The sequence below is a fragment of the Kribbella sp. CA-247076 genome (assembly GCF_050942445.1).
In the GTDB taxonomy this organism is placed as follows: Bacteria; Actinomycetota; Actinomycetes; order Propionibacteriales; family Kribbellaceae; genus Kribbella.
This window is the reverse complement of sequence record NZ_CP192051.1, coordinates 6485475-6508534: the sequence shown is the minus strand read 5'-3', so window position 1 is coordinate 6508534 and position 23060 is coordinate 6485475. Positions and strand designations below refer to the sequence as shown.

Here is a 23060-nt window from a genome sequence, read left to right as displayed (position 1 = left end):
TGGTCCTCTCAGTGGTGCTAGAACTGGATCTGTAGGGGAGACCGGTCCGCTTCTAGCTTTGATGCATGACCACCATCTGCGAGCTCCCGACAGTCCACGTTCCTTCGACTCCGCGCCTGCTGAGCGGCTCGTTCGGCCGCCTGCTGGTGACCGTCTTCGGGTCCTCGCTGAGCATGTACCTGCTCACGTCGGTGGTCCCGCTCTACCTGGCCGCCAGCGGCTCCGGCGGGATCGGCGCCGGGCTGTCCACCGGCGCGATGATGCTGTCCGCCGTCGGCGTCGAGCTGGTCGTCCCCCGGATGATCGCCCGCTGGGGCTACCAGGTCGTCCTCGGCCTCGGACTGGTCCTGCTGGGCGCACCGTCCCTGGTGCTGCTGGCCACCGCGTCGCTGCCCGTCGTGCTGCTGATCTGCGTCGTCCGCGGCGCCGGACTGGCGATCCTGGTCGTCGGTGCGGTCGCGCTGATCGCCGAGGTGATACCCGCCCACCGGCGCGGCGAGGCGTTCGGGGTGTACGGCGTGGTGGTCGGTCTCCCGGCCGCGATCGGACTGCCGCTCGGCGTCTACCTGACCACCGTGATCGGCTTCGACGCCCTGTTCGTGCTGGCCGCCGTAGCCTCGCTGGCCGGCCTGCTCGCGCTGCGCGGACTGCCGAAGCACGCGAGCGTGGACGACCAGCACGTCAAGGTGCTGGGTGGTCTGCGCGGCAGCGGGTTGCTGATGCCGACGTTCGTGTTCGCCGCGGTCACCGTGGCCGCGGGCATCAGTGTCACCTTCCTCCCGCTGGCCGTTGCCGAAGACAAGCACTCGGTGGTCGCCACCGCCCTGCTGTTGCAGTCGGTCGCCGCTCCCGCAGCCCGTTGGCTGGCCGGCCGCTTCGGTGACCGCATCGGCCCGGCCCGGTTGCTCGCCCCGGCGCTGGTCCTGGCCGCGGTGGGAGCGGGTGCGCTGGTCCTGATCGGCAGTGTGGTCGCCATCGTGGTCGGGTCGGCCCTGTTCGGCATCGGCTTCGGGGCAGCGCAGAACCTGACGCTGTCGCTGATGTACAACCGGGTCCCGAAGTCCCGCTACGGTCAAGTCAGCGCACTCTGGAACCTGGCGTACGACGGCGGCTGGGGGATCGGCGCCATCGTCTTCGGAGCGATCGTCGCCGGCACCGGGTACTCGATGGCCTTCGGTCTGACCGCTCTGGTCGTCGCGGTCGCGATCGTCCCTGCGGTTCAGAGCTTCCGCAACCGCACGTAACGGACTGTGTGGTCGGCGCCTTTGCGGAGGACCAGGGTGGCGCGGGAGCGGGTGGGCAGGATGTTCTCCCGCAGGTTCGGGCCGTTGATCCCGTCCCACAGTGACTCGGCCTTCTTCACCGCCTCGTCCCGGCTGAGCTCGCCGTACCGGACGAAGTACGACTCCGGGTTGCGGAAGGCCGTCTCCCACAGTTTCAGGAAGCGGTGGACGTACCAGGACCGGATGTCATCGGCGGCCGCGTCGACGTACACGGAGAAGTCGAAGAAGTCGCTGACCGCCAGGCCGCTCTTGCCGTCGGCGTGCCGGGGTGCGGGCTGCAGGACGTTCAGGCCCTCGAGCAGGAGGATGTCCGGCTGTTCGACGGTGGTCCGGACGCCGGGCATCCGGTCGTAGTGCAGGTGCGAGTAGACCGGGGCCTCGACGGTGTCCATCCCGGACTTCACCTCGACCACGAACCGCAGCAGGGCCTTGCGGTCGTACGACTCGGGGAAGCCCTTGCGCATCATCAGGTTCCGGCGTTCGAGCTCGGCGTTCGGCCAGAGGAAGCCGTCGGTGGTGACGAGGGCGACCCGCGGGTGCTCCGGCCACCGGGCCAGCAACTCACGCAGCAACCGCGCGGTGGTGGACTTGCCGACGGCAACGGAGCCGCCGATGCCGATCACGAACGGCGTCCGGGTCGCGGCCGGCTTGCCGAGGAAGCTCTCGGTGTCGGCGTGCAGGGCCCGGGCATGCCGGACGTACAGCGAGAGGATCCGCGACAGCGGCAGGTAGACCTCACGCACCTCGTCCATGTCGATCTCGTCGCCGAGACCACGCAGCCGTTCGATCTCCTCGGCCGTCAGCGGGGACACGGTCGTCTCGGCGAGTTGCGCCCAGGCGGCCCGGTCCAGCTCGGTGTAGGGAGTCACCTCCCGTGTCGGCTGCAGCATGTGCCCCATTCTTCCCACCCCCGTGGGAACGGACCCACCCCGGACGGGCGTGGCTTACGTCTCAACTACCCGCACCTCCACTGCTGGCAAACGCTTGCTTGCCGTGGTAGCACCGCCGACGTGCGAAAGTTTCGGGGTCATCGGGGTGACCGGGTCGTGTGCGAGGATCGCCGGCGTCCGGGGGGCCACGACGCGACGAAGCTGGTGTTTCGGCCTCATGACTTTCGACCCCTGCTGGCTCGGTGGCCAACGACTGCCCGAGGTCACCGTGCACGCCTCCGGTGCGCTGGCGCAGACGATCCGGGCCGAGCTCCGGCAGACCCGGCGCGTGCAGCACGAGGTGGAAGTTGCCCTGTGCACCCTCGGCCGGCTCGAGGAGACGCCGCTGGCCGCCTGGGTCGAGCAGGCGCTGCCGGTCGACGGGCTCGGCGGCGAGGGCTTCCTGGTGATGCGACGCGGCAACCACCTGGTCGTCACCGCAGAGACCGGTCGGGGACTGCTGTACGGGTACTTCTATCTCCTGCGGTACTTCGAGTGGATGACTGGCGACTTCACCGTGGTCGAGCGACCGGCTGTCCCGGTCCGGATGCTGGCGCACTGGGACGACCTCAGCGGCGCGGTCGAGCGCGGTTACTCAGGTCGATCGATCTTCTTCCGCGACGGCCGCGTGGTCCAGGACCTGACCCGCGTCCGCGCGTACGCCCGGTTGCTCGCGTCGATCGGCCTGAACGCCGTGGTGCTGAACAACAGCACCGTGGGTCCGGCCGAGACGCGGTTGATCACTGATCACCTGCCGGACGTGGCCCGGCTGGCCGCGGTCTTCCGGGAGTACGGAATCACCGTCCACCTGTCGGTCAACTTCGCCGCCCCGATCGTGCTCGGTGACCTCGACACCGCCGATCCGCTCGACGGCCGGGTGGCCCGGTGGTGGGCGGCCGCGGCCGGGCGCGTGTACGACGCCGTACCCGACCTCGGTGGGTTCGTGGTGAAGGCGGGCCGGCCGGGGCCGGCGACGTACGGGCGGCACCAGGCGGACGGCGCGAACCTGCTGGCGCGGGCGCTGGCGCCGTACCGGGGGACCGTGCACTGGCGGTGTTTCGTCGACGATCCGGACCAGGACTGGCGGGACCGGACGACGGATCGCGCGCGGGCGGCGTACGACCACTTCGTCCCGCTGGACGGGATGTTCGACGACAACGTCGTACTGCAGGTCAAGCACGGACCGTTGGACTTCCAGGTACGGGAGGCGGTGTCGCCGTTGCTGGGGGAGTTGCAGGAGACGCGGTTCGCGCTTGAGCTGCAGGTGACCCAGGAGTACTCCGGCCAGCAGAAGGACCTGTGCTACCTGGGGTCGTGGTGGCGGGAGATCCTGCAGTTCGACACGACCGGCGGCGGAGGACCGACCGTTGCCGAGCGCACCGAGATGATCGTTGCCGTGGCCAACGTCGGCGACGACCCGAACTGGACCGGCCACAAACTTGCCCAGAGCAACCTCTACGCGTACGGACGGCTGGCGTGGGACCCGGCCGCGGATCCGGTCAGCCTGCTGCACGAGTGGGCCGCGGCGACGTTCCCGATCGACGACCGGACGCGGGCGGAGCTGGTCGGGATCATGGCCGGCTCGTGGCTCACGTACGAGCGCTACACCGCGCCGCTCGGCGTGGGATTCATGGTGACACCGGGCACGCATTACGGGCCGAGCGTCAACGGGTACGAGTACTCCGCGTCCGGCGCGTACCACTTCGCGGATCGCTACGGCGTCGGCGTGGACCGCACGGTCGCAACCGGCTCAGGCTTCACCAGGCAGTACCCGGAGCCACTCGCCAGTCGCTACGAGAACGTGCACACCTGCCCCGACGAGCTGCTGCTGTTCTTCCATCACGTCCCCTACGACCACGTGCTGCAGAGCGGCACCACGGTCCTGCAGCACATCTACGACACGCACTTCCAGGGGTACGACGAAGTCGAAGCCATGCTCGTCCGCTGGAAAGCCATCGCCGACCGCTTCGACCCGGCCGCCCGGGACAACATCACCGCGCGGCTCGAAGGACAGGTGGCGAACGCGCGCGAGTGGCGCGACCAGGTGAACACGTACTTCTACCGCCTCAGCGGCGTACCGGACGCCCTCGGCCGCACGATCTACGGGTGACCGACCGTCGAAAGTTTCGGCCACCGGCTAGGTTGTACTGTGCGGGCACGGCCTCGAGGCGGGCGGAGGGACACTGTGGGTCAGCGGGTGACCATCGCGACCATCGCGGAGCAGGCCGGCGTCTCCGTGCCCACCGTCTCCAAGGTGCTGAACGGCCGCGCCGACGTCGCCGAAGCCACCCGGGCGAAGATCGAGAGCCTGATCCAGGCCCACGGCTACCGGCGCCGCGCGACCAGTACGGCGAGCAGCCCGATGATCGACCTGGTGTTCAACGAGATCGGCGGCGAGTGGGCGGTCGAGCTCATCCGCGGCGTCGAAGAGGTCGTCCGGACCGAGGGTGTCGAGCTGGTGCTGTCGGAGTGCGGGGGTGCCCGGCGGCCGCGGCAGGAGTGGATCGAGTCCGTGCTGCTCCGCCGTCCGCTCGGCGTGATCATGGTGTTCTCCGACCTGGACGCCGATCAGCGGGCGCAGTTGGAGGCGCGCCGGATCCCGTTCGTGGTGGTCGATCCGGTCGGTGAGGTCGGGGACGACGTACCCTCCATCGGCGCGGCGAACTGGAGTGGCGGCCGGATGGCGACGCTGCACCTGCGCAAGCTCGGTCACCGCCGGATCGGGGTGATCGGCGGGCCGGTGGAGACGCTGTGCGCGCGGATGCGCGTCGACGGGTACACCGACGCGCTCCGGTCGACCGGGGTCGAGGTCGATCCCGCGCTGATCCGGTCGACGGAGTTCGGCGTGGGCACCGGGCGTCAGGAGGCCCTGGCGCTGCTGAAGCTGCCCGACCGGCCGACGGCGATCTTCGCCGGCAGTGATTTGCAGGCGCTCGGTGTGTACCAGGCGGCGCGCGAGCTCGGGCTGGAGATCCCGCGCGACCTGTCCGTGGTCGGGTACGACGACCTGCCGGTGGCGCAATGGGTCTCGCCGACCCTCACCACTGTCCATCAGCCACTACGCCAGATGGCGGAGTTGGCCACCCGCCTGGTGCTCGACCTGGCCCGCGGCGTCACACCGGCCGCACTCCGCCTGGACCTCGCCGTCGAGTTACGCCTCCGCCAATCCACGGCGGAGCCGCCGCCCGGTTAAGAGCTTGCCGGTGGGCGCGTTGCTCCGGCGGGAGGCGGCTAGGGTGATGCGCATGATCGTCGGCGTGGGTATCGATGTGGTCGACGTGGAGCGGTTCATGCAGACCCTCGAGCGCACGCCCGGTCTGCGGAGCCGCGTCTTCACGCCGGTCGAGGCGGTGAAACCACCGGCCTCCCTGGCCGCCCGGTTCGCCGCGAAGGAGGCGCTCGCGAAGGCGCTCGGCGCCCCGGCCGGGATGCACTGGCACGACGCCGAGGTGCAGACCGACGAGACCGGCCGGCCCTGGCTGGAGATCACCGGCACGGTGGCCGACGCGGCCGCCCGGCTCGGCGTCCAGACCTTGCACCTGTCCCTGAGCCACGACGCCGGCATCGCGTCCGCCGTCGTCATCCTGGAGGGCTGACATGCGCCGCGCGCACACCGTCGAACAGGTCCGGGCGGCCGAGGCCGACCTGATGGCGCGGCTGCCCGAGGGCACCCTGATGCAGCGCGCCGCCACCGGCCTCGCGGTTGCCATCAGCAACTTCCTCGGCCACACGTACGGCGCTCGCGTGGTCCTGTTGGTCGGCTCCGGCGACAACGGCGGCGACGCCCTGTACGCCGGGGTCCGGCTGGCCCGTCGTGGTGCCCGCGTGACCGCCGTACTGCTGTCGGACAAGGCACACGCGGCCGGTCTGGAGGCGCTGCGCGCTGTCGGCGGGCGGGTCGGATCGGCCGACGACATCGCCGCTGCGGACGTCGTCGTGGACGGCATCGTCGGAATCGGTGGGCGTCCTGGCCTACGTCCCGATGCACTGGCCGCCGTGGAGTCGGCCGCCGAGCACGGCGTACCGATCGTTGCCGTCGACATCCCATCGGGTATCGACGTCGACACGGGCGAGACGCCGGAGCCGCACGTCCACGCCGCGCTGACCGTCACCTTCGGCACGCACAAGATCTGCCACCTCGTCGACCCCGGCGCGAGCGCGTGCGGCCCGGTCCACCTGGTCGACATCGGTCTCGAGCTCCCGCCGCCCGCGGTCGAGTCGTTGCAGGCGTCCGACGTACGGGCGTTGTATCCGGTGCCGCGGGGTGAGTCGGACAAGTACTCGCGCGGCGTACTCGGGTTGATGGCCGGCTCGGCGCAGTACCCGGGCGCTGCCGTGATCGCCACCGCCGGTGCTCTCGGCGGCCCGTTGGGCATGGTCCGGTACGTCGGCCCGGACGCGGTGGCGGCCGAGGTCCGGGCGGCGCACCCGGAGATCGTGGCCGGTGAGGGACGCGTGCAGGCATGGGCCGTGGGGTCCGGTCTCGGTGATGACCTCGACGTCGCCCGGGTCCGGGATCTGCTGGACGCCGAGGAGCCGATCGTTCTCGACGCGGACGGTCTGCGAGCGCTGGAGGACTCCGGCGATCACACCGGCGTACTCGCGACACCGCATGCCGGCGAGCTGGCGCGTCTGCTCGGTGTGGACCGGTCGACGGTGGAAGCCGAGCGCCTGAAGCACGCCCGCCTGGCAGCCGAGCGGTACGACGCCACCGTCCTGCTGAAGGGCTCGACCACGGTCATCGTGGCGCCCGACGGTCAGGTCCGCGTCAACACCAACGCCACCCCGTGGCTGGCGACCGCCGGAGCCGGCGACGTCCTGGCCGGCCTGTGCGGAGCCCTTCTCGCAGCCGGCCTCACCGCCCTCGACGCCGCCTCGGTCGCGGCCTACCTCCACGCCGCCGCCGCTAACCTCGCCTCAGCCTCCGGCCCCACCACAGCCCTCGGAGTAGCAGCCGCCCTCCCCGAGGCCACCCGGATGACTCTGAAGAGCTAGCAGCCCCGGCGCTTTCGGATGGTTTTGGGGCTAGCGGGTGGCGGTGAAGTCCAGGCCGCTGGTGGGGGTGCGGAGTTTGAGGCGGTTGGCGTCGACCTCGTAGGTGACGGCGCCTTTGAGGGAGCCGAGGAGCGTTTGCTCGAGCTTTCCCGCGTCGCCGGCACAGGCTCGTCGGGTGGTGGCGAGCTCGCCGAAGGTGAGTTTGCCGGTGTCACGGGCGACCTTGCCCTGGAGTTCGTTGCAGCCGGTCGACCCGGTGACCCGCTCGCCGTTCAGGGTGATCCACGCCTTCTCCGCACCGGCCTGATGCGACGCGGTCTCGCCGGTGATCACCGTGTCCAGCGTCCACCTGGTGCCGTCGAGCGCGAGGTCCGGCTCGGCCGTCTCGCGATCCGTCAGCGTGATCGTCGTACCCCCGGAGGTGACAGTGAGTTGCTCGGCCTCCAGCTTCCAGCCCGGATCGGACCGCAGTACGTTCATCAGCCAGTCATCCTGCCGGTGCCGTGCTGCGTCACATCCCATCGCAGTCACCGCCAGCTCTTCGTCGACCGCGAGCTTGCCGCCGCCGGTGTCCACCGGGGCCTGCATCGAGTTGCACCCCGCCTCGGCGATCAGCCGCCCGTCATCGGTGAACGTCAACCGCACCCGGCTGTTCGGCACGAGCTGCTTGGGTTTCCCGTCCTCGACCACCGCCGACGAGAGGTAGGTGCGGCCCTTCAACGCACCACCGTCCGAACCACCCACGCCCGACTCGTCCCCACACCCAGCCAGCGCCAGCACCCCGGCACCGACCACGGCGACCATCCGCATCCTCACACCCTACGGACGCCCCAACCCGCCCCGGCGTTGCACCGCAGCTCCTAGGTGCCTCGATCGTTTACGAGGCCTGACGCGGTGGGCGGGCGTTCAGGACCAAGGCGGTGATCAGAACGAGCGTGATCACCAAGTCAGCCAGTTGGATGACCCAGATCCGGGGCTGGAAGAACACGTCCAGGAACAGGGCCGCGGCGTAGCCGATCGGCCAGATCAACGTGCCGATCAGCTTCCAGAGCACGGTCCAGCGGTTCGAGGTCCAGAGCAGTCCGAGTCCGATCCCCCAGCCGATCACGGCCACCAGCGAGCTGAGCTCCAGCAGGTACGGCGCGACCAACAGCAGCCCGACCGCGACGAAGTCCCGCGGGCGCAGCCGCGGCGGGAGCTCGACCCGCACCAGGCCGTCGGTGGCGGCGGCAACGATCTCACTCGGCCGGCCGAGCCGGTGCAGCACCTCGCGGATCTCGTCCTCCGACGTCGCGCCGCCCGCGCGCGCCTCGGCGATGTGCGCCTTCAGGTCGGCGAGCAACTCGTCGCGCCGGCCGGCCGGCAACTCGGCAGCCTCCGCGGCCAGCTCGTTCAGGTACGCGTCGACCAGGCGATCGCTGTCCAGTTCCCTGCTCATCCCCGTCTCCCACTCTGCAAGATCTTGTCCACCGACCGGCAGAACCGTTGCCAGTCCGCGGTGAACTCGGCCAGTGCCCGGCTACCCGCGGGCGTCGATGTGTAGTAGCGCCGCGGCGGGCCCGACTCGGACTCCTGCCAGCTGGTCTCCACCAGACCCTCACGCCGCAACCGCGCCAGCAGCGGGTAGATCGTCCCTTCGGTGGTGACCAGTCCGTCGACCGCGCCGAGCGCCTTGACCAACTCGAAACCGTAACGACGCTCTCCCTGCAGCAGCGCGAGCACGCAGTACTCCAGCGTCCCGCGGCGCAGCTGCGTGAACACCTTCTCCGCTACCATGCGACACAAGGTACCTGTCCGCACCAGGTTCCAGCAACACGCCCTCTCAAGCGGAGTGCGCGGATACGCTGCGTGAAATGGGGGTCCTGGGTTGGCTTTTCAGATCACGGTTGGATAACGTCGGGCGCCGTACGCGCGAGAGTGAACGAGCAGGACACGGCCGGGCCGCTGGATCGCCCGGTCTGCCCGGAACGGTTCGGCGCTTCGGGGGCGTCGGCTGGTCCAGGCCTCTCTGGGGACCCAACAGAACAGTTGTGGGCCGTTCCTGCAGTTCTGGGGCACGTGGGGCGGTCCGCCGGACAGACGAGGAATGTTTCGCATGCCCCCCACCCGAACTGCCCGGAGCCGCGTCGTGATCCCAGCGCTGTTCCTTGCCGTCGGCGCGCTCATCGCCGCACCGATCGCCGTCCAGGCGGCCAAGGACACCCCGGTGACTGCGACCAACACCGGCGCCGCGACGGACAGCACGGCATCCACCCTCCCGAGCGTCGGACGCGTGGAGACCTGCGTCCTGGACGCGTCCTCCAGTTGTACGGTGCTGCACGGCTTCGGCGCGAAGCCGGCCGCCATCACGGCGACCGCGGCCGGACCGTCGATCCTGTCGATCGACCCGGGCCAGACCACCGACAAGTCGTTCCGCCTCCGGGCCCTCGACCGTGACGGCGACCGGTACCGCGCCGGCACCAAGCTGCAGTACACCGCGCACTACGACTTCGCGGCCGCGCCGCCGCAGCCCACCACGCCGACGCCGACGGCCACGTCGACCCCGACGAAGACGCCGACGGCCACTCCGACCACCACGACGCCGACCCAGACACCCACCAAGACTCCGACGTCGACCACGACCAGTACGTCGACCCCGACGGCGACGTCGACGCCCACCTCGACCGGGAGCCCGGTGAAGAGCTGCACCAACCCGGTGTGGACCACCACGGCGACCAACAACCAGGGCGCGGGCCGGAACTTCGGCGCGTACTACGTCCACAACAACATGTGGAACAACGAGAACGGCACCTACACGCTGGGCGCCTGCAACTTCGACAACTGGTACGTCGACGTCACCCAGCCGCTCCCGGGCGACAAGGGCGTCCAGGCGTACCCGAACGTGCACAAGGACTACGACGACGTCCCGCTGTCGAAGATCAAGTCGGCGACGTTCGCGGCGACCACGCCGGCCAATTGCGCGGCCTGCATCTACAACGTCGCGTTCGACGCGTGGATCGGCGACGGCCTGAACAACGAGCTGATGATCTGGACCGACAACAAGGGCCAGGTCCCGGCCGGCCGCAAGGTCGACACCGTGACCTTCGGCGGGTTCACCTACGACGTCTGGCACACCAACGGGTACACCGCGTACGTGTCCCAGGTGACGCAGAAGTCCGGCACGATGCCGCTGGCCAGCTTCTTCGACGACATGGTCAAGCGTGGCTGGGCCCCGAAGGCCACCACCTGGCAGGTCGACTACGGCGTCGAGGTCGTCTCCACCGGCAACACCAAGCAGCGGTTCGCCTTCACCGACTTCTCCATCCAGGAGAACTGAGCGCACCCCGCTTCCCGCGGCCGCCGCACCCCAAGGGTGTGGCGGCCGCATAGGGTTCAGCACGTGACCGGTCTGGTGATCTTCGACAACGACGGCGTACTGGTGGACTCCGAGCGACTCGCCAACACGATCCTGGCCGAGCTGCTCACCGAGGCCGGCCTGCCCTACACCTTCGAGGAAACGGTGCGCGACTTCATGGGCGGCAGCATGGCGTCCATGCGGCAGAAGGCTGAGGCGCGCCTCGGCGGCCCGCTGCCGGCCGACCTGGAGGACCGCTACCACCAGCGGCTGTTCGACGGGTTCGCCAACCTGCGGGCGATCGAGGGGGTCGAGGCGGTTCTCGACCACCTGGACGCCGGTGGCGTCACCTACTGCCTGGCCTCGTCCGGGACCCATCGCCGGATCCGGACGGCGCTCACCGCGGTCGGTTTTCTGGACCGGTTCGCGGGCAGGATCTTCAGCGCGGAGGACGTTGCCCACGGCAAACCCGCACCCGACCTGTTCCTGCACGCGGCGAGCACGATGGGCGTCAAACCCGGCGACTGCGTGGTCGTCGAGGACAGCCCGCTCGGCGTCGCCGCGGCCAACGCGGCCGGGATGACGGTGTTCGGGTACGCCGGGATGACGGACCCCGCGAAGTTGTCGTCGGCGACCGCGGTGTTCCACGACATGGCTGCCCTGGCGGAGTTGCTCGACCGGGCCTGAGACACTGGAGGGGCTATGTCTACCCTCCAGTCACCTGGCGGCGGCCGCCCGGTCCGCGCCGAAGCGGTCGTCGACCTGGCCGCGATCCGTCACAACGTGTCGACGCTGCGTGCCCGCGCGGACGGTGCCCAGCTGATGACCGTGGTCAAGGCCGACGGCTACGGCCACGGCATGGTCCCGGTCGCCCGGGCGGCGCGCGAAGCCGGTGCCGACTGGATCGGCGCGGCCGTGCTCGAGGAGGCGCTGGCGTTGCGGGCGGCCGGTGACACCGGGCCGGTCTTCTGCTGGCTGACGACACCCGGCGAGCCGCTCGAGGACGCGATCGCCGCCGGTATCGACCTGTCCGCGGGTGCGCCGTGGGAGATCGACGAGCTCGCCGCCGGCGTGACCGAGCGGCCGGCCCGGGTCCACCTGAAGATCGACACCGGCATGTCCCGCGGCGGCGCCGTACCGGAGGAGTGGCCGGCGCTGATCCGGGCCGCGCTGCGGGAGCAGCGGACCGGCCGGATCGAGATCAAGGGCATCTGGTCCCACCTGGCCTCGGCGGACGAGCCGAAGAGCGCGGCGAACGAGGCCCAGCTGGCCACGTTCACCGAGGCGGTCGAGCTGGCGGAGTCGTTCGGAGTGGACGCCGAGTTCAAGCACCTGGCCAACTCCGGCGCGACCCTCGCCCTGCCGGACACCCATTTCGACCTGGTCCGTCCCGGCGTCGCGACGTACGGGCTCTCGCCGTTCGGACACGCGCTGCCGTCGGAAGAGCTCGGGCTGGTGCCCGCGATGACGTTGACGGCCCGGCTCGCGATGGTGAAGCGGGTCCCGGCCGGCGCCGGCGTCTCCTACGGGCTGACCTGGACCGCGCCGCGCCCGTCGACCCTCGGCCTGATCCCGCTCGGGTACGGCGACGGACTGCCGCGGCACGCGTCGAACGGCGCCCCGGTCCAGGCTCGCGGCCGGCGCCGTACCGTCGTCGGCCGGATCTGCATGGACCAGTGCGTGGTGAACCTCGAGGACGACGAGGCGGCCGCGGGGGACGAGGTCGTGCTGTTCGGACCGGGGACCGGCGGCGAGCCGACGGCGGACGACTGGGCCGAGGCCGCGGGCACCATCAACTACGAGATCGTGACCCGGCTCGGACCCAGGATCCCGCGACGGTACGTCGACAGCGCCGCGCCCGGCTCCACCGCCTCGGTCGAGAGGTAGACCGGCATGTCCAAGGTGTCACGGACCGCCGGGCTGATCGGGGCCGCGGTCGGAGTGCTGGCGGCGGGAGCCGCGGCCGGAGTGGCGGTCGAGCGCCAGGTGATCGGTCGGCGGTCGGGGCAGCGTGCGCAGCTGGAGGCCGAGCCGTTCGGCTCGCTGCGCGGGACGCCGCACGTGTTCACCGCCGACGACGGCGTCGAGTTGTACGTCGAGGTGGACGAGCTGAAGCGATCCCGCCGGCCGGCCCAGCCGCCGAAGCGGAGATTCGGCAAGAAGCTGCCGTTGCCACCCGAGGACCTGACCGTGATCTTCATACACGGCTACGGGCTGAACATGGACTGCTGGCACTTCGAGCGCCGGGACCTGGCCGGGATCGGCACGATGGTCTTCTACGACCAGCGGTCGCACGGCCGGTCCGGGCGGTCGGCGAAGGAGAACGTCAGCATCGACCAGCTCGGCCGCGACCTGCACGGGATCCTCGAGGAGTTCGCGCCGACCGGTCCGGTGGTCCTGATCGGGCACTCGATGGGCGGCATGGCGATCATGGCGCTGGCCGAGCAGCATCCCGAGCTCTTCGGCGACCGGATCATCGGCGTCGGCCTCTGCTCCACCAGCGCGGGCGCGCTCGACCGGGTGCCGATCGTGTTCCCGGGCAAGGTCGGCATGCTGGCCCGCACCTTGGCGACGCCGACCGTGGCCGCGCTGGCCCGGATCCCCGACGTGGTCGAACGCAGCCGCAAGGCCGGCACGGACATCAGCTACCTGCTGACCCGCAAGTACTCGTTCGGCTCCGAGGTGCCGCCGGCGTTCACCGAGTTCGTCAACGAGATGATCGCGGCCACGCCGATCTCGGTGATCGCGGAGTTCTACCCGATCTTCGCGCTGCACGACAAGTACGACGCCCTGGAGCCGCTGCAGAAGGTGGAGTGCGTCGTGATCGGTGGCGACAAGGACCACCTGACCCCGTTCGAGCACGCCGAGGAGATCGTCCGGCACGTGCCCGGCGCGGAGCTGGTCGAGGTGAAGAACTGCGGCCACCTCGGCCTGATCGAGCACCACCGTGAGTTCACCGCCGCCCTCCTTGGCATGATCGAACGAGCCGAAACATCTCTACTAGGACATTCATGACCGACCTGCACGTCGTCGACGCCAGCGCCGAGCACGCGGACGAGATCGTCGGGGTGATCCACCACGCGTTCTCCGCCCGCCGGGTTCTCGACCCGCCGTCGACCGCACTGTCCGAGAACGCGGCCACCGTCACCGACGCGGTGACCAAGCACGGCGGCCTGCTGGTCCGCATCGACGGCAGCCCGGCCGGCGCGGTGCTGTTCGAGGAGTCGGGAGACACCCTCAACCTGCGCCGGGTCTCGGTCGACCCGCGGCACCAGGCCCGCGGGGTCGCGTCAGCGATGGTCGGGTGCGCCGAGGAGGTCGCCGTACGGCGAGGGCTCAGCCGGGTGCAGTTGATCGCCAGGGTCGAACTGCCGGACACCGTGGAATTCTGGCGGCGGCGAGGGTACTCCGTCGTCGAGCAGCACGACCCCAACCTGATCTACGCGAAGGCGATGCCGGTCGAGCTCACGGTGCCGACGGCCGACGACATGCGGGCGATCGGCGAGGAGCTCGCGGGCCAGCTGCGGGCGGGCGACGTCCTCGTCCTGTCGGGTGACCTGGGGGCAGGTAAGACGACGTTCACCCAGGGGCTCGGGGCCGGGCTGAAGGTGCGGGGTGACATCACCTCGCCGACGTTCGTGATCTCGCGCGTGCATCCGTCGCTCGCCGGTGGGCCGGCGCTGGTGCACGTGGACGCGTACCGGATCGGCGGGATCGCCGAGCTCGACGACCTCGACCTGGACGCCAGCCTGGAGGACGCGGTCACGGTGGTCGAGTGGGGTCACGGGCTCGCCGAGACGCTGGCCCCGGACCGGCTCGACATCGTGGTGACCCGCGGCGACGACGACACCGACGAGACGCGCGAGATCAGGATCACGCCGGTGGGCCCGCGCTGGGCGGCGTCCGGCATCCGCGTGTCCGTGCTCAGCACCTCGGCGCGGCCGCCTGCTTTGGAGAACTACTGATGCTGCTTGCTTTCGACACCTCGAGTGCCGCGGTCACCGTCGCGCTGGCCGACCCGGTCAGCGGGGAGATCCTGGCGTCGTCCACGACCGTCGACGCGCTGCGCCACGGCGAGCTGCTCGCGCCGGCGATCGCCTCGGCGCTGGAGACCGCGGGCGCGACGCCGCGCGAGCTGACCAGGATCGCGGTCGGGGTCGGGCCGGGCCCGTTCACCGGGCTGCGCGTCGGCCTGGTGACCGCTCGCACGATGGCCGACGTACTCGGGATCGAGGTCGCCGGCGTGTGCAGCCTCGACCTGCTGGCCCGGCAGTCCGAGTTGACGCTGCCGGTCGCCGTGGCGACGGACGCGCGGCGCAAGGAGGTCTACTGGGCGCTGTACGACGGTCCGGCCGCGAACGGGAGCCGGCGCCGGCTGGAAGGACCGGCGGTCGACCGGCCCGCCGACGTCGCGCACGTGCTGTCCGGCCTGCCGGTGATCGGTCGTGGCGCCGTGCTGTACGGCGACGTGCTGGGGGTCGCGGACGTCGACGTCGCCGAGTACCCGTCGGCCGAGGTGCTGGCGACGGGCGTGGTGACCGGGACGCTCGACGTGGTCGGGCCCGAGCCGCTCTACCTGCGCCGTCCGGACGTCACGCTGTCCGGCGGACCCAAGAGCGTGCTGCCGAAGTGAGACCTGCCATTCGGCCGGCCACCGTGGACGACCTGCCCGCGGTGGTTGCGCTGGACAAGGTGTGCTTCGGCGCGGAGGCGTGGAGTACGGTCTCGTGGACGACCGAGTTCGACCGGCTGTCCGACGACCGGGCCATCCTCGTCGCGGACGAGGGCGACCTGGTCGGGTATGTCGTCCTGCTGGTGCCGCCGGTCGCGCCGGACGTGGTCGAGTTGCTGCGGATCGCGGTCGCCCCGGCCGGGCGCCGGACCGGGATCGGCGGTCAGTTGACGACGGCGGCGCTGGCGCGGTGCGCGGGCCGGACGGTGATGCTGGAAGTTGCTGAGGGCAATGAAGCGGCCCGGGGTCTCTACCAGGCCTTCGGATTCGAGGAGATCAGCCGGCGGCGCGGGTACTACGCCGGTGGCGAGGATGCGGTGATCATGCGGTGGCGGGAGGACAAGTGACAGGCAACGAGCCCCTCATCCTGGGGATCGAGACGTCGTGCGATGAGACCGGGGTCGGCATCGTCCGCGGGCAGACGCTGCTCGCCGACGCGATCGCGTCGAGTGTCGAGGAGCACGCCCGGTTCGGCGGCGTCGTACCGGAGGTCGCGAGTCGCGCGCACCTGGAGGCGATGGTCCCGACGATCCGGCGGGCCTGCGAGACCGCGGGCATCAAGCCGACGGACGTGGACGCGGTCGCGGTCACCAGCGGTCCCGGCCTGGCCGGTGCGCTGCTGGTCGGGGTCGCCGCGGCCAAGGGCCTGGCGCTCTCGCTCGACAAGCCCTTGTACGGCGTGAACCACCTTGCGGCCCACGTCGCCGTCGACACGCTGGAGCACGGTGACCTGCCGAAGGGCTGTGTCGCCATGCTGGTGTCCGGCGGGCACTCGTCGTTGCTCGCGGTCGAGGACATCACCGAAGGTGTGCAGCCGATGGGCAGCACCATCGACGACGCCGCGGGCGAGGCGTTCGACAAGGTCGCGCGGGTGCTCGGCCTGCCGTTCCCGGGTGGCCCATATGTCGACAAAGCGGCGCGTGACGGCGGTGACCGGCTGTACGTGACCTTCCCGCGCGGCCTGACCTCGCAGCGGGACCTCGAGCGGCACCGCTTCGACTTCTCCTTCTCCGGTCTGAAGACCGCGGTCGCCCGCTGGGTCGAGGCTCGCCGCCGCGACGGCGAGGACGTGCCGGTGAACCACGTGGCCGCCGCCTTCCAGGAGGCGGTCTGTGACGTGCTCACCCGGAAAGCGATCGACGCGTGCAAGGACCGTGGTTTCGAGCACCTGCTGATCGGCGGCGGGGTCGCGGCGAACTCGCGGTTGCGCGCGATGGCGGAGGAGCGGTGCGCCGAGGCCGGCATCGCCGTCCGCGTGCCGCGACCGGGGTTGTGCACGGACAACGGCGCGATGGTCGCGGCGCTCGGTTCGGAGCTGGTGCGGGCCGGGAAGACGCCGTCGCCGCTCGGGCTGCCGGCCGACTCGTCGATGCCGATCACCGAGGTGCTGAACACGTGAGATGGACCGGGCCGGACGGCTTCGAGGCCGACGACTCCACGGACCGCGTCGACGTCGACGTCGTCCACGGCTTTCTGAGTACGTCGTACTGGGCGGAGGGGTTCCCGCGGGACGTCGTCGAGCGGTCGATCGCCGGTTCGCTGAATCTCGGGGTGTACGCCGCGGACGGGACGATGGTCTCGTTCGCGCGGATGGTGACGGACCGGGCGACGTTCGCCTGGTTGGCCGACGTGTTCGTGCTGCCGGAGTACCGGGGGCACGGGCTCGGGCGGTTCGTCGTGTCCACGCTGCTCGAGCACCCGGACCTCAGGGGTGTCCGTCGGACGATGCTGGCGACCGCGGACGCGCACGAGCTCTACCGCAGCTACGGGTTCGCCGGGCTCGAGGACCCGGACCGGATGATGGTCATCCGCCGCGATCCGGCGGAGCTGTACGGCCGCCGATGACGCGTCCGGGGATGGATCTGGTCCGGCCGCCGGCCGGGGCGACGGACCTGGTGCTGCTGGCGCACGGCGGGATGGAGAACTCGCAAGCCGTCCCGCAGTCGTGGCAGCCGCCGATCCTCCGGATGTGGCCGTTCGCCTGGGCGGTTCGCACGGCCGTGCCGGCGGCTGCGATCGGCTTGATGCGGTACCGGTACCGCGGATGGAACGGCGTGGCCGCGGATCCTGCCGTCGATCTCCGGACGGTGCTCGACGACCTGCCGCCGGTGATTCGCCGGGTGGTGCTGATCGGGCACTCGATGGGTGGGCGAGCCGTGGTCGCGGCCGGCGATCACCCACGGGTGGCGGGAGTGCTGGCGCTGGCGCCGTGGCTGCCGCCCGGTGAGCCGCTCACCGCGCTGCGGCCGCCGATCACCCTCGCCCACGGCACCGAGGACACCATCACCGACCCACGTGCCACCGCCGCCTACGCCGAGCGCCTACGGTCCGCCGGAACTCCGGTCAGGTTCTTCCAACTCGCCGGTGAAACCCACCCCATGCTCCGCCGTCACAACGACTGGAACACCCTGGTCGCCGACTTCACCACCGCAGCTCTCGCAACACCATCGACTGCGGCCGGCGCCAATCAATCCCCGGAGCCGCCTGCTCAATCCCCCGAGCCGCCCGCTCAATCCCCCGAGCCGCCCGCCAACCCGTTTCCCGGACCCGGCGCTGCGCCGTCCTCTGGGCCGGACGACCGTGACGTGCTGCTTCCGCGGTCCGGGCGGTCCTCGACCGCGGGTGCGGTGTTGTCCATCGCGGTGGCGCGGCTTCGGCTGCCGGTGGTCGCGCGCTGCAGTGCGGGGAAGGGCACGGCAGCGGGCAAAGACCTGGGGTGACTGCGCCGCTTGATCCCCAGGTGAACGGCCAGCGGCCAACCGGTTCGCCTGGAACTCTGCCCGAGCGAGGTGAACGCGCGACCTCAGCCGCGTGACCGATTAGTGGCGAGCCCTCGGGAGACTGCAGCAGCAGACGCAGCACCTCGCCCACCGGAAGTCTCCCGAAGGCCCGCACGTAGGATCGATCATATGTTCGACTGTACTCACAGCGCAACTCGGCGACAGGAATAGGCCACCGCGTCCCGGCCGATGCGGGTGACGATCAACGTAGCCGTCGCCGATCCCTTGGGCGACAGCTTCTTCCGGAGCTGTGCCGGGTCCACATCCACCCCACGCTTCTTGATCTCGAGCGTCCCGATCCCGTTCGCGCGAACCCAGGCCCGCAGCGCCTTCTCCTTGTACGGCAGCTCTTCCACCACCTCGTACGCCGACGCGAGCGGCGTCGGCACCAACTCCGCCGCAGTGACGTAAGCGATCCGCGGATCCAGCAACCACCCGTCAACCGCAGCCGCGACCGCAGTCACCAGTCCAGCCCGTACGACGGCTCCGTCCGGCTCGTAGATGTACCTCGCTGCCGGACCGCTCTCAGCCTCCGGCGCCTCGGTCACCGAAGCCCCACTCGGCAGCAGCGTCGCCCGCCGATCAACACCCGCGTACAAGTGACCGGACCACAGCGCGGCCTCCTTGACCTCACCGGCGTCGCTGATCCACTCTGCCTCGACCCCATCCGGTACGGCGTCGTGCGGGATGCCCGGTGCGACCTTGACACACGCAGTCCGTCCCAGCAGTGCGGTCACGAAGCTCCACGGCGGCGAGTAGGCGTTGTGGTCGAACACCCGTCGGCCGTCCGCACGCCGCGCCGGGTCCGCGAACACCACGTCGTACGGCGAGAGGTCGAAGGACTCGGCGTCGCCGACCACGACCTCACCGGGCAGCTCAAGGGCCCTCAGGTTCGCGCGGGCGGCCTGCGCGGTGGCAGGGTCGCGTTCGACGCCGGTGACTCTCAGACCGGCGCGGGCGGCGCTGATGAGGTCGCCGCCGATGCCGCAGCCCAGGTCGACCACACTGCTGCCCGGCAACGTGGCCGCGATCCGTGCGGCTCGGTGCGCGCCGACTGTGCTGCGGGTGGCCTGCTCGAGGCCGTCCGGGGTGAAGTACATCCGGGCCGCGTCCGGGCCGAACTTGGCGACGGCGCGGTGGCGCAACGAGGCCTGCGTGACCGCGGTGGTCACCAGCGTGGCGTCGTACCGCCGGCGAAGTTTCTCGACGAGTTGGAGCTCCCGGCCCGGCTGGTAGCTCGCACAGGCATCGGCGAGGACGTCCGCGCCGGGGCCGTCGAGCAGGCCGGTGACTGTCACCCCGCCACTTTAGAGGGGGCTCGAGCAGCCCTTGCTCCAGCTACGGGTCGCCATCGAGTAGAGCCGCCAGTTCATCGCCGAGCGGGTCTTCGGGCCGTAGATGCCGTCGGCGACCAGCTTGTGCCTGCGCTGGACCATCCGGACCACCGCGCGGGTGTTGCCGCCGTAGACGCCGTCGACAGCGAGCTTGGTGCCGTAGCAGAAGTTCAGGTTGCGCTGGAGGACGCGGATCGCGGTGTCCGGGTCGCCGGATGCCGAGGAGCCGCGATACGGGTCGTCGCCGTACATCAGGTTGCAGTACGTGCTGGCGGCGCCGTACACGGACGGCATCGGGATGCCCCAGGTGCGGTTGACCGGCACGAGCATCGCCGAGCGGCACTGCGTCAGCGCGGCCGCCGCGGAGGCGCGGCTTGTGTCGGCCGCCTGGTCGGCAGCGACCTGCGGCGGTGGGCCGACGGCCGGGGCGCCCGCGCTCGGGGCCGGCTGATCCTTGGCGGCGCCGGCGGCCACGGCCCCGACGGCGAGTGCGCCGGCCGCGGCGAGGACGGCCACGGTGCGGCCGGACAGCTTGGGCAGTGACGGGAAGCTGATGGCCATGGGCACTCCTCCGACCCTGGTCCCGCGGGCAGTCGGGACGCCGTACAGAGAACCGTCGCACGACGACCTCCGCCAGGCCAGGGCTCGACCACGATCCGTACTCGAACGGTCACAACATCGCCGGACCCGGTGAAGTCTGGCACTCGAGTTGACCGAGTGCTAATCGCGGCCTAGATTCGGTGTTGGCACTCTCCGGTGGAGGGTGCCAGCGGTCCGGCCCTTGACCCCCGCGACGGCAGGGGAGCGCGACCACCCGAGAAGCACAGACAAGCGAATCGACCGTGGAGGTCAGCAAGTGTCGGTCACGATCAAGCCGCTCGAGGACCGCGTCCTCGTCGCGCCGCTCGAAGCCGAGCAGACCACGAAGTCCGGCCTGGTGATCCCGGACACCGCCAAGGAGAAGCCGCAGGAGGGCGAGATCCTCGCCGTCGGTCCGGGCCGGATCGACGACAACGGCAACCGCGTCCCGCTGGACGTCGCCGTGGGTGACAAGGTCATCTACTCCAAGTACGGCGGCACCGAGGTCAAGTACGACGGCCAGGACTACCTGATCCTGGGCGCCCGCGACATCCTCGCAGTCGTCAGCAAGTGACGACCGCTCGCTGTTCCTGACCGACACCGCCCCGGTGCCGCACACCGGCGCCGGGGCGGAGTCGATCCGGCGCCCGGAGTCTCACTCCGGGGACGACCGGGTCCGGAAGGTGCCCGGACCGGCCGGCGATCGGCCGGCGGAGACCCGCCGCGCGACCAGCGCCGCGGACGACCGCCGCCGTCCGTCCGGACGGTGCGAGCACCGGCTGGGTCCGGTGGGGCGGCCCGCCGAGGCCGGGGAGACATCTCCGGCGGAGGCCGGCACGCCGGCGCCGGAGGGGCAGCAGTGGATCGGATCCGGCTGACCGCAACGAAGAAACATTCAGAGAGGGACTGGTTTTACCCATGCCGAAGATCCTCGAGTTCGACGAGAACGCGCGGCGCGCGCTGGAGCGCGGCGTCGACAAGCTCGCGAACACGGTGAAGGTGACGCTGGGGCCGAAGGGCCGCTACGTCGTCCTGGACAAGAAGTGGGGCGCCCCGACCATCACCAACGACGGTGTCACCGTCGCCCGTGAGGTCGAGCTGGACGACCCGTTCGAGAACCTTGGTGCGCAGCTGACCAAGGAGGTCGCCACCAAGACCAACGACATCGCCGGTGACGGCACCACCACCGCGACGGTGCTGGCGCAGGCGCTGGTGCACGAGGGCCTGCGGGCGGTCGCCGCCGGCGCCAACCCGATGGGCCTCAAGCGTGGCATCGAGGCGGCCGTCGAGGCCGTGTCCGCCAAGCTGGTCGACACCGCCCGCGCGGTGGACGACAAGGGCGACATGGCGCACGTGGCCACCATCTCCGCCCGGGACGCCGAGATCGGCGCCCTGATCGCGGACGCGTTCGACAAGGTCGGCAAGGACGGTGTGATCACCGTCGAGGAGTCGAACACCTTCGGGACCGAGCTCGAGTTCACCGAGGGCATGCAGTTCGACAAGGGCTACATCTCGCCGTACTTCATCACCGACGCCGAGGCCGGCGAGGCGGTGCTGGAGGACCCGTACATCCTGATCCACCAGGGCAAGATCTCCGCGATCGCGGACCTGCTGCCGCTGCTGGAGAAGGTCGTGCAGTCCGGCAAGACGCTGCTGATCATCGCCGAGGACGTCGAGGCCGAGGCGCTGTCCACCCTCGTGGTGAACAAGATCCGCGGCAACTTCACCTCGGTCGCCGTCAAGGCGCCGGGCTTCGGTGACCGCCGCAAGGCGATGCTGGAGGACCTGGCCGCGCTGACCGGCGCGCAGGTCGTCGCCCCGGAGGTCGGGCTGAAGCTCGACCAGGTCGGCCTCGAGGTGCTCGGTTCGGCCCGCCGGATCGTGGTCTCGAAGGACAACACCACGGTCGTCGAGGGCGCCGGCAAGTCCGACGACATCGAGGCCCGGGTCAACCAGATCAAGGCCGAGATCGAGCGCACCGACTCCGACTGGGACCGCGAGAAGCTGCAGGAGCGGCTGGCCAAGCTGGCCGGCGGCGTCTGCGTGATCAAGGTCGGCGCGGCCACCGAGGTCGAGCTGAAGGAGAAGAAGCACCGGATCGAGGACGCCGTGTCCGCGACCCGGGCCGCGATCGAGGAGGGCATCGTGGCCGGCGGCGGTTCCGCCCTGGTGCACGCGGCCACCGTCCTGGACGACAGCCTGGACCTCGAAGGTGACGAGGCCACCGGTGTCCGGATCGTCCGCAAGGCAATCGTCGAGCCGCTGCGCTGGATCGCCGAGAACGGCGGCTACGAGGGCTACGTCGTGACCTCGAAGGTCGCGGAGCTCGAGTCCGGCAGCGGCTTCAACGCTGCCACCGGCGAGTACGGCGACCTGCTCGCGCAGGGTGTCCTGGACCCGGTCAAGGTGACCCGGTCCGCGCTCGCGAACGCCGGCTCGATCGCCGCGCTGCTGCTGACCACCGAGACCCTGGTGGTCGACAAGCCCGAGGAAGAGGAGCCCGCCGCGGCCGGTCACGGCCACGGTCACGGCCACTGATCCTCAGGTCGTAACCACAGGAACCGCCCGCTGGTCCACGGACCAGCGGGCGGTTTCTTGCGCCACCGGTGTGATTGGGTTGCCGGGTGGCCGAGATTCGGGAGCGCGCGGACGCGGACGTCGCGACGTGCGTCGAGCTGTTGCGGGACGTGCACGACCTGGCCGGGTATCCGGTCAACTGGCCGGCGGATCCGCGCCAGTGGCTGACCCCGGTCGAAGGCCTCGGCTGCTGGGTGGCCGAGGTCGACGGACGGGTAGTCGGGCACGTGGCTCTGACGGCCGACGGGCCGGACGGTGCGCAGGTCGAGCGGTTGTTCGTGGACCCGAAGGCAACCCGGGCCGGTGTCGGCCGGCAGTTGCTCGCGCACTGCGTGACTATGGCCGCACAGTTCGGGCGGAGGCTGTCGCTCGAGGTGGTCGACCAGCCGGGCGCCGCGGCGATCGCGCTGTACCGGCGGGCGGGCTGGCGGGAGACCGGCCGGACCCCGATCGACTGGGGTGGCGACCGTGCCTCCCACCTCCTCCACTTCGAACCCCCGGAGTGAATACGCTCCTG

At 70.6% G+C, this 23060-nt stretch carries 25 protein-coding genes; 19 read left to right on the top strand and 6 right to left on the bottom strand.

Annotation, left to right across the window (positions count from 1 at the left end; translation table 11 throughout):
* Positions 1 to 65: 65 nt before the first annotated feature.
* Positions 66 to 1244, top strand: a complete 1179-nt coding sequence (locus ACQPYZ_RS30875) for an MFS transporter (RefSeq protein ID WP_433162290.1) — start codon at positions 66 to 68, stop codon at positions 1242 to 1244.
* On the opposite strand, the gene coaA is transcribed toward ACQPYZ_RS30875, so the two are convergent.
* Positions 1220 to 2173: a type I pantothenate kinase gene (coaA, locus tag ACQPYZ_RS30870; protein ID WP_433162288.1), complete on the bottom strand. Its 954-nt coding sequence runs from the start codon at positions 2171 to 2173 to the stop codon at positions 1220 to 1222. The genes ACQPYZ_RS30875 and coaA overlap by 25 nt on opposite strands.
* 217 nt (positions 2174 to 2390) lie before the next feature.
* Between coaA and ACQPYZ_RS30865 the strand changes: the two genes are divergently transcribed.
* The 4 genes from ACQPYZ_RS30865 to ACQPYZ_RS30850 all read left to right on the top strand — a co-directional run bounded on the left by ACQPYZ_RS30865 (position 2391) and on the right by ACQPYZ_RS30850 (position 7207).
* Positions 2391 to 4322 carry an alpha-glucuronidase family glycosyl hydrolase gene (locus tag ACQPYZ_RS30865; protein ID WP_433162286.1) on the top strand — a complete coding sequence of 644 codons (1932 nt, stop codon included), beginning with the start codon at positions 2391 to 2393 and terminating at the stop codon, positions 4320 to 4322.
* An 87-nt stretch (positions 4323 to 4409) separates the two neighbouring features.
* Positions 4410 to 5405, top strand: a complete 996-nt coding sequence (locus ACQPYZ_RS30860; protein ID WP_433162284.1) for a LacI family DNA-binding transcriptional regulator — start codon at positions 4410 to 4412, stop codon at positions 5403 to 5405.
* Positions 5406 to 5457: 52 nt separating this feature from the next.
* The gene (locus ACQPYZ_RS30855; protein WP_433162282.1) at positions 5458 to 5808 is read left to right on the top strand and encodes a holo-ACP synthase; all 351 of its coding nucleotides are present in this window, start codon (positions 5458 to 5460) and stop codon (positions 5806 to 5808) included.
* 1 nt (position 5809) lies between these two features.
* Positions 5810 to 7207, top strand: coding sequence for an NAD(P)H-hydrate dehydratase (locus ACQPYZ_RS30850; protein WP_433162280.1), 1398 nt, complete (start codon positions 5810 to 5812; stop codon positions 7205 to 7207).
* A 30-nt stretch (positions 7208 to 7237) separates the two neighbouring features.
* Here the strand turns inward: ACQPYZ_RS30850 and ACQPYZ_RS30845 are convergent, their stop codons facing one another.
* From ACQPYZ_RS30845 to ACQPYZ_RS30835, 3 genes are all read right to left on the bottom strand, one after another.
* Positions 7238 to 8017: an META domain-containing protein gene (locus tag ACQPYZ_RS30845; RefSeq protein WP_433162278.1), complete on the bottom strand. Its 780-nt coding sequence runs from the start codon at positions 8015 to 8017 to the stop codon at positions 7238 to 7240.
* Between the two features lie 67 nt (positions 8018 to 8084).
* Complete coding sequence (locus ACQPYZ_RS30840; protein WP_433162277.1) at positions 8085 to 8645, bottom strand: HAAS signaling domain-containing protein; 561 nt, start codon at positions 8643 to 8645, stop codon at positions 8085 to 8087.
* A complete protein-coding gene (locus tag ACQPYZ_RS30835) occupies positions 8642 to 8983 on the bottom strand; it encodes a PadR family transcriptional regulator (protein ID WP_433162275.1) in 342 nt (113 codons plus the stop codon). The genes ACQPYZ_RS30840 and ACQPYZ_RS30835 overlap by 4 nt, the downstream gene beginning before the upstream one ends.
* Positions 8984 to 9335: 352 nt before the next feature.
* Between ACQPYZ_RS30835 and ACQPYZ_RS30830 the strand changes: the two genes are divergently transcribed.
* The 10 genes from ACQPYZ_RS30830 to ACQPYZ_RS30785 all read left to right on the top strand — a co-directional run bounded on the left by ACQPYZ_RS30830 (position 9336) and on the right by ACQPYZ_RS30785 (position 17993).
* Complete coding sequence (locus tag ACQPYZ_RS30830) at positions 9336 to 10523, top strand: GH12 family glycosyl hydrolase domain-containing protein (protein ID WP_433162274.1); 1188 nt, start codon at positions 9336 to 9338, stop codon at positions 10521 to 10523.
* Positions 10524 to 10586: 63 nt separating this feature from the next.
* Positions 10587 to 11228 carry an HAD family hydrolase gene (locus ACQPYZ_RS30825; protein ID WP_433162272.1) on the top strand — a complete coding sequence of 214 codons (642 nt, stop codon included), beginning with the start codon at positions 10587 to 10589 and terminating at the stop codon, positions 11226 to 11228.
* 15 nt (positions 11229 to 11243) lie between these two features.
* Positions 11244 to 12428: an alanine racemase gene (gene alr, locus ACQPYZ_RS30820; protein WP_433162269.1), complete on the top strand. Its 1185-nt coding sequence runs from the start codon at positions 11244 to 11246 to the stop codon at positions 12426 to 12428.
* A 6-nt stretch (positions 12429 to 12434) separates the two neighbouring features.
* The gene (locus ACQPYZ_RS30815) at positions 12435 to 13556 is read left to right on the top strand and encodes an alpha/beta fold hydrolase (RefSeq protein WP_433162268.1); all 1122 of its coding nucleotides are present in this window, start codon (positions 12435 to 12437) and stop codon (positions 13554 to 13556) included.
* Complete coding sequence (gene tsaE, locus ACQPYZ_RS30810) at positions 13553 to 14506, top strand: tRNA (adenosine(37)-N6)-threonylcarbamoyltransferase complex ATPase subunit type 1 TsaE (protein ID WP_433162267.1); 954 nt, start codon at positions 13553 to 13555, stop codon at positions 14504 to 14506. Before ACQPYZ_RS30815 ends, tsaE begins: the two co-directional genes overlap by 4 nt.
* Positions 14506 to 15174: a tRNA (adenosine(37)-N6)-threonylcarbamoyltransferase complex dimerization subunit type 1 TsaB gene (gene tsaB, locus ACQPYZ_RS30805; RefSeq protein WP_433162266.1), complete on the top strand. Its 669-nt coding sequence runs from the start codon at positions 14506 to 14508 to the stop codon at positions 15172 to 15174. Before tsaE ends, tsaB begins: the two co-directional genes overlap by 1 nt.
* On the top strand, positions 15171 to 15620 hold the full coding sequence (locus ACQPYZ_RS30800) for a GNAT family N-acetyltransferase (protein WP_433162264.1): 450 nt from the start codon (positions 15171 to 15173) through the stop codon (positions 15618 to 15620). The genes tsaB and ACQPYZ_RS30800 overlap by 4 nt, the downstream gene beginning before the upstream one ends.
* Entirely contained in the window at positions 15617 to 16672 is a 1056-nt protein-coding gene (tsaD, locus tag ACQPYZ_RS30795) for a tRNA (adenosine(37)-N6)-threonylcarbamoyltransferase complex transferase subunit TsaD (protein WP_433162262.1), read from the top strand. The genes ACQPYZ_RS30800 and tsaD overlap by 4 nt, the downstream gene beginning before the upstream one ends.
* Entirely contained in the window at positions 16669 to 17118 is a 450-nt protein-coding gene (locus tag ACQPYZ_RS30790; protein ID WP_433162261.1) for a GNAT family N-acetyltransferase, read from the top strand. Before tsaD ends, ACQPYZ_RS30790 begins: the two co-directional genes overlap by 4 nt.
* Positions 17115 to 17993: an alpha/beta fold hydrolase gene (locus ACQPYZ_RS30785; RefSeq protein ID WP_433162259.1), complete on the top strand. Its 879-nt coding sequence runs from the start codon at positions 17115 to 17117 to the stop codon at positions 17991 to 17993. Before ACQPYZ_RS30790 ends, ACQPYZ_RS30785 begins: the two co-directional genes overlap by 4 nt.
* Positions 17994 to 18196: 203 nt before the next feature.
* Here ACQPYZ_RS30785 and ACQPYZ_RS30780 read toward each other — a convergent pair whose 3' ends face one another.
* Together ACQPYZ_RS30780 and ACQPYZ_RS30775 are read right to left on the bottom strand one after the other, a co-directional pair.
* Positions 18197 to 19351: a class I SAM-dependent methyltransferase gene (locus ACQPYZ_RS30780; RefSeq protein ID WP_433162258.1), complete on the bottom strand. Its 1155-nt coding sequence runs from the start codon at positions 19349 to 19351 to the stop codon at positions 18197 to 18199.
* 9 nt (positions 19352 to 19360) lie between these two features.
* On the bottom strand, positions 19361 to 19948 hold the full coding sequence (locus ACQPYZ_RS30775; RefSeq protein WP_433162256.1) for a peptidoglycan-binding domain-containing protein: 588 nt from the start codon (positions 19946 to 19948) through the stop codon (positions 19361 to 19363).
* A gap of 295 nt (positions 19949 to 20243) precedes the next feature.
* Here ACQPYZ_RS30775 and groES point away from each other — a divergent pair, with 295 nt between their 5' ends.
* The 4 genes from groES to ACQPYZ_RS30755 all read left to right on the top strand — a co-directional run bounded on the left by groES (position 20244) and on the right by ACQPYZ_RS30755 (position 23049).
* Complete coding sequence (groES, locus tag ACQPYZ_RS30770; protein WP_130384566.1) at positions 20244 to 20540, top strand: co-chaperone GroES; 297 nt, start codon at positions 20244 to 20246, stop codon at positions 20538 to 20540.
* 34 nt (positions 20541 to 20574) lie between these two features.
* The gene (locus tag ACQPYZ_RS30765; protein ID WP_433162255.1) at positions 20575 to 20844 is read left to right on the top strand and encodes a hypothetical protein; all 270 of its coding nucleotides are present in this window, start codon (positions 20575 to 20577) and stop codon (positions 20842 to 20844) included.
* Between the two features lie 40 nt (positions 20845 to 20884).
* Positions 20885 to 22504, top strand: a complete 1620-nt coding sequence (groL, locus tag ACQPYZ_RS30760; RefSeq protein ID WP_433162253.1) for a chaperonin GroEL — start codon at positions 20885 to 20887, stop codon at positions 22502 to 22504.
* A gap of 86 nt (positions 22505 to 22590) precedes the next feature.
* Complete coding sequence (locus ACQPYZ_RS30755) at positions 22591 to 23049, top strand: N-acetyltransferase family protein (RefSeq protein WP_433162250.1); 459 nt, start codon at positions 22591 to 22593, stop codon at positions 23047 to 23049.
* The last annotated feature ends 11 nt before the right edge of the window (positions 23050 to 23060 follow it).

Excerpts from the sequence above, each read along its gene's own strand:
- ACQPYZ_RS30875 (WP_433162290.1), top strand. The coding sequence starts at position 66 with ATGACCACCATCTGCGAGCTCCCGACAGTCCACGTTCCTTCGACTCCG.
- coaA (WP_433162288.1), bottom strand. The coding sequence starts at position 2,173 with ATGCTGCAGCCGACACGGGAGGTGACTCCCTACACCGAGCTGGACCGG.
- ACQPYZ_RS30865 (WP_433162286.1), top strand. The coding sequence starts at position 2,391 with ATGACTTTCGACCCCTGCTGGCTCGGTGGCCAACGACTGCCCGAGGTC.
- ACQPYZ_RS30855 (WP_433162282.1), top strand. The coding sequence starts at position 5,458 with ATGATCGTCGGCGTGGGTATCGATGTGGTCGACGTGGAGCGGTTCATG.
- ACQPYZ_RS30850 (WP_433162280.1), top strand. The coding sequence starts at position 5,810 with ATGCGCCGCGCGCACACCGTCGAACAGGTCCGGGCGGCCGAGGCCGAC.
- ACQPYZ_RS30845 (WP_433162278.1), bottom strand. The coding sequence starts at position 8,017 with ATGCGGATGGTCGCCGTGGTCGGTGCCGGGGTGCTGGCGCTGGCTGGG.
- ACQPYZ_RS30840 (WP_433162277.1), bottom strand. The coding sequence starts at position 8,645 with ATGAGCAGGGAACTGGACAGCGATCGCCTGGTCGACGCGTACCTGAAC.
- ACQPYZ_RS30835 (WP_433162275.1), bottom strand. The coding sequence starts at position 8,983 with ATGGTAGCGGAGAAGGTGTTCACGCAGCTGCGCCGCGGGACGCTGGAG.
- alr (WP_433162269.1), top strand. The coding sequence starts at position 11,244 with ATGTCTACCCTCCAGTCACCTGGCGGCGGCCGCCCGGTCCGCGCCGAA.
- ACQPYZ_RS30815 (WP_433162268.1), top strand. The coding sequence starts at position 12,435 with ATGTCCAAGGTGTCACGGACCGCCGGGCTGATCGGGGCCGCGGTCGGA.
- tsaE (WP_433162267.1), top strand. The coding sequence starts at position 13,553 with ATGACCGACCTGCACGTCGTCGACGCCAGCGCCGAGCACGCGGACGAG.
- tsaB (WP_433162266.1), top strand. The coding sequence starts at position 14,506 with ATGCTGCTTGCTTTCGACACCTCGAGTGCCGCGGTCACCGTCGCGCTG.
- ACQPYZ_RS30785 (WP_433162259.1), top strand. The coding sequence starts at position 17,115 with ATGACGCGTCCGGGGATGGATCTGGTCCGGCCGCCGGCCGGGGCGACG.
- ACQPYZ_RS30775 (WP_433162256.1), bottom strand. The coding sequence starts at position 19,948 with ATGGCCATCAGCTTCCCGTCACTGCCCAAGCTGTCCGGCCGCACCGTG.
- groL (WP_433162253.1), top strand. The coding sequence starts at position 20,885 with ATGCCGAAGATCCTCGAGTTCGACGAGAACGCGCGGCGCGCGCTGGAG.